This is a genomic window from Roseovarius sp. MBR-51 (assembly GCF_053628575.1).
Genome location: NZ_JBRJGQ010000007.1, coordinates 293,931 through 302,191, shown reverse-complemented (window position 1 = coordinate 302,191; position 8,261 = coordinate 293,931). Strand labels below are relative to the sequence as shown.

8 protein-coding genes are annotated in these 8,261 nt (G+C 60.8%); 3 read left to right on the top strand and 5 right to left on the bottom strand.

Features of this window, described 5'->3' with window-relative positions; genetic code table 11:
* Positions 1-374 precede the first annotated feature (374 nt).
* Complete coding sequence (locus tag ACSSVY_RS12715) at positions 375-524, top strand: hypothetical protein (RefSeq protein WP_454269950.1); 150 nt, start codon at positions 375-377, stop codon at positions 522-524.
* A gap of 33 nt (positions 525-557) precedes the next feature.
* Here ACSSVY_RS12715 and ACSSVY_RS12710 read toward each other — a convergent pair whose 3' ends face one another.
* Complete coding sequence (locus ACSSVY_RS12710; protein WP_454269949.1) at positions 558-1,334, bottom strand: 2OG-Fe(II) oxygenase; 777 nt, start codon at positions 1,332-1,334, stop codon at positions 558-560.
* A gap of 56 nt (positions 1,335-1,390) precedes the next feature.
* Here ACSSVY_RS12710 and ACSSVY_RS12705 point away from each other — a divergent pair, with 56 nt between their 5' ends.
* Together ACSSVY_RS12705 and ACSSVY_RS12700 are read left to right on the top strand one after the other, a co-directional pair.
* Positions 1,391-1,924 carry a hypothetical protein gene (locus ACSSVY_RS12705; protein ID WP_454269948.1) on the top strand — a complete coding sequence of 178 codons (534 nt, stop codon included), beginning with the start codon at positions 1,391-1,393 and terminating at the stop codon, positions 1,922-1,924.
* 141 nt (positions 1,925-2,065) lie between these two features.
* Entirely contained in the window at positions 2,066-3,694 is a 1,629-nt protein-coding gene (locus tag ACSSVY_RS12700; protein WP_454269946.1) for an AMP-binding protein, read from the top strand.
* A gap of 9 nt (positions 3,695-3,703) precedes the next feature.
* Here the strand turns inward: ACSSVY_RS12700 and ACSSVY_RS12695 are convergent, their stop codons facing one another.
* Genes ACSSVY_RS12695 through ACSSVY_RS12680 form a run of 4 tightly spaced genes read right to left on the bottom strand, consistent with a single transcriptional unit; the run spans position 3,704 to position 8,170 of the window.
* Positions 3,704-5,044, bottom strand: coding sequence for an NAD(P)/FAD-dependent oxidoreductase (locus ACSSVY_RS12695; protein WP_454269945.1), 1,341 nt, complete (start codon positions 5,042-5,044; stop codon positions 3,704-3,706).
* Positions 5,041-6,537, bottom strand: coding sequence for an aldehyde dehydrogenase (locus ACSSVY_RS12690; protein ID WP_454269944.1), 1,497 nt, complete (start codon positions 6,535-6,537; stop codon positions 5,041-5,043). Before ACSSVY_RS12690 ends, ACSSVY_RS12695 begins: the two co-directional genes overlap by 4 nt.
* Positions 6,538-6,539: 2 nt before the next feature.
* Positions 6,540-7,457, bottom strand: a complete 918-nt coding sequence (locus tag ACSSVY_RS12685; protein ID WP_454269942.1) for a dihydrodipicolinate synthase family protein — start codon at positions 7,455-7,457, stop codon at positions 6,540-6,542.
* Positions 7,458-7,465: 8 nt separating this feature from the next.
* The gene (locus ACSSVY_RS12680) at positions 7,466-8,170 is read right to left on the bottom strand and encodes a GntR family transcriptional regulator (RefSeq protein ID WP_454269941.1); all 705 of its coding nucleotides are present in this window, start codon (positions 8,168-8,170) and stop codon (positions 7,466-7,468) included.
* Positions 8,171-8,261: the final 91 nt, after the last annotated feature.

Genomic DNA, 8,261 nt, shown 5'->3' with positions numbered 1-8,261 from the left:
ACGCGGTATGAGAAAACGTCACGCAACTTTCTGGCAATGATCAAACTGGCCTCAGTGCGCCTGTGGATCGAGTTTTATGAGTCGGCTGCCTAATGAGCCGATTGCCTAATTCCACAGGACATATTCAGCTTGGTGGCAGCGATTACGAGGTCTACGTGTCAGATCGCGGTCTCGAATACTACCCTGGTCCTGCCGAGAAGGGAAACCTCCCTGACGATGCATTGTATGTTTTCCAACGTACCGCGGGTTCGGATATCCCGTCGCACATGATGACCTGTCGAGGCGACCCTACGGTAGAACCACGCGAACGCTATCACTGCAGTATCTATCTGAAGTATCGGGAAAGTAACAGCTTCACGATTGGTCATAGTCTAATGTGGTCTTCGATCTTTGAAGGCGGGCCGATGGATTTCGAGCGGCTGACCGATCTCGTGCGCGCGGTCCATGCGCTTTTCGACCATGCGGATGTCACTGACCGGCTGGATACACTTGAGGGCGTTCCCATCGTGCGCGCGCCGGAGTGATCCGCACGCTCGAGAATGATCTTTCTATGCCCCTCAGCTCTTGGGCACTTCGATGTTGATCGTCAGCGACCGGCGGAACATGTCGGGGCGGGGGGCCTTGATCGGCTCAACGGCGTGCCAGGAGTTGAAGGTCTTGACGAAGATCATGCATTGGTTCGAGTTGAACTCGTAGCAATCGAGCGTGTCCACCTCTTCGAACGGCAGGAAGGTGTTGCGGAAGTTGAAGCTGCGCGTCTTGTCCTTGGGCCAGACAACCGAGGTGCCGCCGCCATATTCCGGCTTCCATTCGCCCGGTGCGACCATCGAGACGACCACGGTGATCAGTTTGGCGGGCGCATCGGTGTGCGGTAGGATCGAGCCGCCATCGCCCGGCATCATCGAGAATTCAAAGCGCGAGCGCAGCGGGATCTTGCGCCGCTCGACCAAGGCCGCGCCGCAGAGCGCCTCGGTCAGGCGCAGGCCAAGGCGCGCGCCGGGCGTGTTGGTCAGCACCATCTTGCGGCCAAGGTCGAGGTCGATGTTGTGGCTGGCCAGAAAATCGACGATGCCGCGCACAAAGCGTTCGCTCTTGACCTCGTCGTGAAAGCGTTTCCAGACCGGGTTTGATTTGATGAAGTCGTGGTACTCTTTGCCGTTGTTCACCTCGGACAGGGAATATTTGTTCCCCAGCTTGGGCATGAACTGAAACCGCTCGGTGTCGGGCCAGTTGTCCAGCATCTCTTGATAGAGGTCGGCGTCAAACACCGGCTTGGCAAAGGCGATGGGAAAGGGATCGTGGCGCACGTCAGCGCCGTCGAGATTGAACATCATCGGGTGTCTATCCTTGTTCGGGCGGCAAGGGGTTCAGGCTGCGCTCGGTTTATAGATTGCGTTATGCGCAATCAACACCGGATCGGCGCCGCGTGCAAGTTTGCGCAGGCCGATATCACCTTGGCGCGGCTGGCAAGGCCATTCAACGCGATGTTCTGCATCAGACTGAGCGCATTGGCGGCATGGGGTTCAAACAACAGGATTTGGCCAGTCCCGCCCACGAGGGGGCCGGAAAACCCCGAGTAGAGGCCGATATTGGCCCGAATGTCGCAAAAGTTATCGCCGGGGCGCAGGGTATCGCGGAGCCAGCGGATCGTGCCCTCTTCCTTTTGCAGGAGGGTGACAGCGCGTTTGTATTCGGTATAGCTGCGCCGGCTGAATCGGTAGCACCCGGTGTCGCTGCGGACCTAGATTGTCATGCCCAAGACTTGCGCGATGGCAAAGCGAAATCGGAAGAAGCGACTGGCGAGAATGTTTGGGCGTCTCGTTCCGGAAACTATCATTACAATACCCGCAAAAATCACACTGTTACCATTTTAGGATTACACTGCCGCGTGCCGAAAATTACACAGGCTGCAGCGTTTCGATAGTTCCACAATCTGAACCGGTAAGTTACATTTTCAGCGCGCAGAACTGGCGCTCTCACTCTGTTCCACGCGCGTTAGGGAATTGCATCGCCCGGGCATTGCTCTATTCCTTGGATGGATCCAAGGGACAGGAGGAGTGGCGCGATGGGCTGGATGAAGGATGAGAGCGGATTGGACAAATGCGCCGCGAATTTCGTGGCGTTGACGCCTTTGTCGCATCTGCGGCGCGCGGCGCATCTCTTTCCCACCCACGAGGCGCTGATTTATCGTGATACGCGGCGGACCTATGCAGAGTATCACGGGCGTGTGTCGCGTCTGGCCTCGGCGCTGGTCAAGCTGGGGATCGAGCCCGGCGATGTGGTGGCGACCCTTTTGCCCAATATCCCCGCCCATTGCGAGGCGCATTTCGGGGTGCCTGCCTGTGGCGCGGTGCTGAATGCGATCAACACCCGGCTCGAGGCCGATACCATCGCCTATATTCTGGACCATGGCGGCGCGCGCGTCGTGCTCTGCGATCCGCAATTTCTGCCCACGCTGGCGCAGGCCATCGACCTGATGGACGGCCCACCGCCCGGCGTGGTCGAGGTGGCCGATGATGCGGCGGGCGTGCATGCCCATGGGCACTACATGGAATATGAGGAACTGCTGGCCTCTGGCGATCCCGATTTCTCTTGGATCATGCCCGAGGATGAATGGGAGAGCCTCGCGCTCAATTACACCTCGGGCACCACCGGGCGGCCCAAGGGCGTGGTCTATCATCATCGCGGCGCGTATCTGATGACCATGGGCACGGTGGTGAGTTGGGATTTACCGCGCTATCCGACCTATCTGACGATCGTGCCACTCTTCCACTGCAACAACTGGAACCACGTCTGGCTGATGCCCATGCTGGGTGCGACCCTCGTCTGCTGCCGCGATATCACTGCCAAGGCGATTTATGACGCGATTGCAGACGAGGGGGTCACGCATTTCGGCGGCGCGCCCATCGTGCTCAACATGATCGTCAACGCCAAGGATGGCGAGCGGCGCAGGTTCGACCATATCGTCGATGTGTTCACCGCCGGTGCGCCGCCGCCGGCCGCAACTCTGGCCGCGATCGAGCCGTTGGGATTCAAAGTCACACAGGTTTATGGTCTGACCGAGACCTATGGCCATGTTACCGAATGTCTCTGGCAGGAGGCTTGGGACGACCTGCCTGATGACGAGCGATATTCGATCAAGGCGCGCACAGGGGTGCTTATGCCGATGATGGAGGACATCACCGCGATGGACCCCGAGACCATGGCGCAAATCCCCATGGATGGCGAAACCTTGGGCGAAATCATGATTAGGGGCAATTCCGTGATGAAGGGTTACTTGAAAAACCCGCGCGCCACGGAAGAGGCGTTTCGTGGCGGCTACTTTCATTCGGGGGATATCGCGTTCCAGCATCCTGACGGCTATCTCAAGATTGCGGACCGAGCCAAGGACATCATCATCTCGGGCGGCGAGAATATTTCCTCGGTCGAGGTCGAGGGGGTGTTGATGCGCCATCCCGCCGTCATGCTCTGTGCCGTGGTGGCCAAGCCGGATGAGAAATGGGGCGAGGTGCCGTGTGCCTTTGTCGAGTTGAAGGATGGGGTCACGGTGAGTGAGGCCGAATTGATCGCCTTTGCCCGCGAACGGTTGGCGGGGTTCAAGACGCCAAAAGCGGTTGTATTTCAAGAGCTTCCCAAGACAGCGACCGGAAAGATCCAGAAATTCGAACTGCGGCAGAGCGCCCGCGCGCTCTGATCCGCCGCGTCACTCGTCACGGGCGCGCCATTCCCTGAGACGCAGGACGGCGTTGGCCCCGATCTCTCGCAGCGGTTGGGGGGGCAGTCGTCTGGGCTCCGCCTCTGCGGTAAAATGGCGGGTAATCTCGGTTGAGAGGCCTGCCGCCAGGTCTGCTGCGCCCATCCCAGTCAGGGTGCCGCGCGCAGTGCCGAGGCCGTTTTGCACGCAACCGGAGAAAAGCCCCGGTTCAATCTCGCGCATGACGGCAACTCCATTGAGGCTGAGGCAGAGATGCCCGGCCCATGTGTGCTCCATTCGCATGCCTGCAAGCTGCGGAAATCGTTGATCAAATTTACGCTGCATGGTGCGAGAAGCGCGGGCAAGATCGGCCTTGGTGGCGCGCATGCCGGGGCGCAGGGCGGCGCAGGTGCGGGTGACGATGCGGTTGCCGCCCTGAGCGGTGTCAATGCGGCGTAGGGTGGTGCCCATGGGGTCAGAGGGGGTGACGCCCCACCGTGTGTGACCACCCAATCGTGCCAGCGTGTCGCGGTCCAGATCAGGGGTCATGGTTGCAAAGAGAAAGAGCTGCATCAGCCGTCCGCGCGCGATACCAAAGCTCTCGAGATGGCCATTGACGGTCAGGATCACCTTGGCTGCGGAGATCTGGCCATACGGTGTTTTGACCTGCCAAGCGTCGCCTTGGCGGGTGAATTCAGTCACCGGGCTTTGCTCAAAAACTGTTACTCCAGAACGACTTAGACCAGATGCGAGCCCTCGGATATAGCCTGCGGGCTGGAGCATCACGGTGCCGGGGGTAAAGAGGCCCGAGCGGTAATGCGCGCTGCCGGTCAGCTCTTGCATGGCTTGGGCGTCGAGCATTTCGGAGGTCTCGCCAAGGCTGGCGAGATGGCGCGCGTAGCTCTGGTTATGGCCGTGAGCGGCCTCGCTCGCGGCGCCGTTCACCTTGCCCACCGGATCAAAGAAGGCGGGGGCGATGTCATAGTCCTCGACGGCGGTTCTCGCAAAGGTACACGCCGTACGATTGAGCGCGATGAGCGTACGGTCATCACCCGTGCCTGCGTAGTCTTCCGAGGTCAGCTCGTGCGGCAGGTCGATCATGAAGCCAGAGTTGCGCCCCGCCGCGCCTTCGGCAATGCGGCCTGCGTCCAGAATCACGACCCGCGCGCCGGGCATAATCTGTGTCAGCCGGCGTGCCGCCGACAACCCGGCAAAGCCCGCGCCGATGATAACGACATCGGCAGTCTCGTTCCCCTCCAGCCGGGGATACGCGTCCTGCGGCGGCAGGATCGCGTTCCACGCGGCGGGGCCCAGATGGGCGGGCAGGGTGCGGGCGGTGTAGCGTGTCAATCCACCGCCTCATCCGCGTCATCGGCCAGATCAAGCCAGATGGTTTTCAACTGGGTGTATTGGTCGTGGGCGTGGATGCTGTTGTCGCGTCCGCCAAAACCGGACTGCTTGTAACCGCCAAAGGGTGTGGTGATATCGCCCTCGCCAAAGCTGTTGACGGTCACGGTCCCCGTGCGCAGCATACGCGCTCCCCGGATTGCCCGTTTGGCGTTGGCGGTAAAGAGTGCTGCGCAGAGACCGTAGTCGGTGTCATTGGCAACCGAGATTGCCTCGTCAAAGCTGCCGACCTCGATCACGGTCAGGACCGGGCCAAAGATCTCCTCGCGCGCAAGCGGGTGATCGTTGCCGGGCACGGAAACGATCGTCGGCTCGACAAACCCATTCTCGGCCTTGCCGCCCAAGAGGATCGTGTCAGCCTGATCGAGATAGCCGCAAACCTTGGCATAATGCCCTTTGCTGACCAGAGCGCCAATGCGCGTTTCAGGATCGAGCGGGTCGCCCACAACCCATGCGCGGGCATGGGCGGTGATGCGGGCCAAGAGATCATCCTTGATGGCGCGGTGTACGATCAGCCGCGAGGTGGCCGAGCAGTTTTCGCCCATGTTCCAGAACGCGCCGTTGACGATATGTGCCGCGACCCGGTCGAGATTCTCGGCGTCGTCCATGACGATGGCCGGGTTCTTGCCGCCCATTTCCAGCACCACCTCCTTGGCGTTGCTGTCGGCGGAGTAGCGCAAGAAGCGTTTGCCGGTTTCGGTCGAACCGGTAAAGCTGACCATGTCCACATCCATGTGACGGCCCAAGGGTTCGCCCACCTCTGGCCCCGTGCCGGGCAGGATATTGAGCACACCGCGCGGGACACCGGCCTCATGGGCAAGTTCAGCGATGCGCAGCGCCGTGAGCGAGGTTTCCTCGGCGGGTTTGAGGACCACGGAACAGCCAGCGGCCAACGCCGGGCCAATTTTCCATGCCAGCATCAGCAGGGGAAAGTTCCACGGCAGCACCAGGCCCACGACGCCAATCGGTTCGCGTAGCACCATAGCGATATGGTTGTCAGAGGCGGGTGACACCTGATCGTAGATTTTGTCGATCAACTCGGCGTGCCATTTCAGGCAGTTGATGGTTTCGGGCAGGTCCACGGTTTCGCAATCATAGATGGTCTTGCCGGAATCGAGGCTTTCCATCACGGCAAGGTCGCGGGCGTTGCGGGCGATCAGCTTGGCCAGACGGATCAGAACCGCCTTGCGCTCGGACGGGTGCAGGCGTGACCAGCGGCCGTCGTCAAAGGCGGCGCGCGCCTTGGTGACGGCAAGCTCCACGTCTTCGGCCCCGCAGGCGGCAATCTCTGCCAAGGTCTCGCCGGTGGCGGGATTTATGCTGGCAAATGTTTTGCCCGAGATGGCCGGGCGCGACCTTCCGTCGATAAAGGCGCCGGTGGGAAAGTCGAGCGTGGCGGCGATGGCCGCATACTCGTCGCGTGTCAGCAAAGCCATGATCAGCCCTCCGCCGTGATGGTTGCAATGGTGGTCTTGAGAACGCGCACGACCTGTTCCAAGGCGCGTTTGTCGTCCTTGTTCAGCCCTTTGAGCGGTGCCCGCATGATACCTGCGTCGATGCCGGTCATGGTCACGCCATGCTTGATGGTCTGGATGAATTTGCCACCCTGTTCCAGCACATGCATCAGCGGCAGCATGGCCGACATGATGCGCCGTCCCTTGGCAAAATTCCCCTCGACCACGCAGGCGTTGTAGAGCGCGATATGTTCATGCGGCAGAAAGTTGGAGCCACCGCAGACCCAGAAGGGCGCGCCCCATGCAAAGAATTCCAGTGCCTGATCGTCCATGCCGCAGCCCAGCTGGATATGCGGATAATCGCGCGCCAATAGGTGCACGCGGTTGATATCGCCCGAGCTTTCCTTGATCCCGCAAAAATTGCGGCTGCGCCCGACGCGGTCGAGAAATTCCTCGCCCATCATCGTGCCGGTGCGACCGGGATAATTATAGAGCATCACCGGCAGGTTCGCGGCGCGGTCGATAGCGAGCGCATTCAGCGCGTTCTCGCGATCCGTTGGCACCGCATAGGGCGGGCTGGCCAAGAGGATCACATCGGCACCGATGTCGCGTGCGGCCTGTGCCAGAGCGATGGAATCATTGGTCAGCATCGCGCCGGTGCCCATGACAAGCGGCACGCGCCCCTTGATGCGGGCATGGGTGAAACGCGCCAGATCGACCCGCTCCTGAACGGTCTGGGCGTAATTCTCGCCGGTGGAACCGCCCGAGATGATGCCATGCACGCCCGCCGCGATCAGATGCTCGATCACGTCTGAGAGCGCGTCATGGTTTACCGACCCATCGGCGGTATAGGGTGTGATAACGGGGGTATAGATCCCATCGAACCGGAATATCGGGGTCATGGCGGTCCTCATGCGGGGGTGGAGCGAGCAAGATTGCCCATAGGCACATCGAGTGCCGCAGGCATCACGAAGCGTTCGATCTGGTTGCGCGACAGGTTCCAGTGATCTTCGGCCAATTGCGCGGCGGCGGTCTCGTCCCGCGCCGCGATGGCGTCGATGATGGCGTCGTGCTGCTGGCTGGCCTCAGAGAGGTTTTCGACCATCTCGGAGGTCTGGGGCTGGTAGAAGGTCATGCCGATGCGGGCATGGTCGATCAGCAGGCGTTGAAACGAGGGCAGCAGAAAGACATTGCCCGCCATCTCGCCGGTGATGTCGTGAAAGCGGGTGTTGGCGAGGGTCCGCTCGGTGGGGGTGCCGCTGCGCAGGGCTGCGCGAAACCCGTCCTGTGCCGCACGCAGGGCAGCGATCTGAAGGTCAGAGGCGTTGCGCGCCGCAAGCCGCAGGATCGCGCCGTAGATCATCGGGGCCGCCAGAAAGAAATCGCGCAGGGTGGTGTGCGAGAGATCAGATACGCGCGGGCCGCGATTGTCACGCAGGTCGATATAGCCAAGCCCGGCCAATTCGCGAAACACCTCGCGCACGGGCGTGCGGGAGAGGCCAAAGTTGGCGCAGAGCGCCACCTCGTCAAGATCCTCGCCGGGGCGCAAGACAGTGGTGAGAACCGATTCCTTGAGATGCGCGGCGAGGGCGGATTTGCGATCCTTCGCGGCCATTGGTGTCTCCTTTCGGGGGCTGTTGGTTGGATTTACATAATACAAACTGTATACGCAAGAAATTTATATTGTGTATATGAGAGATTCATCC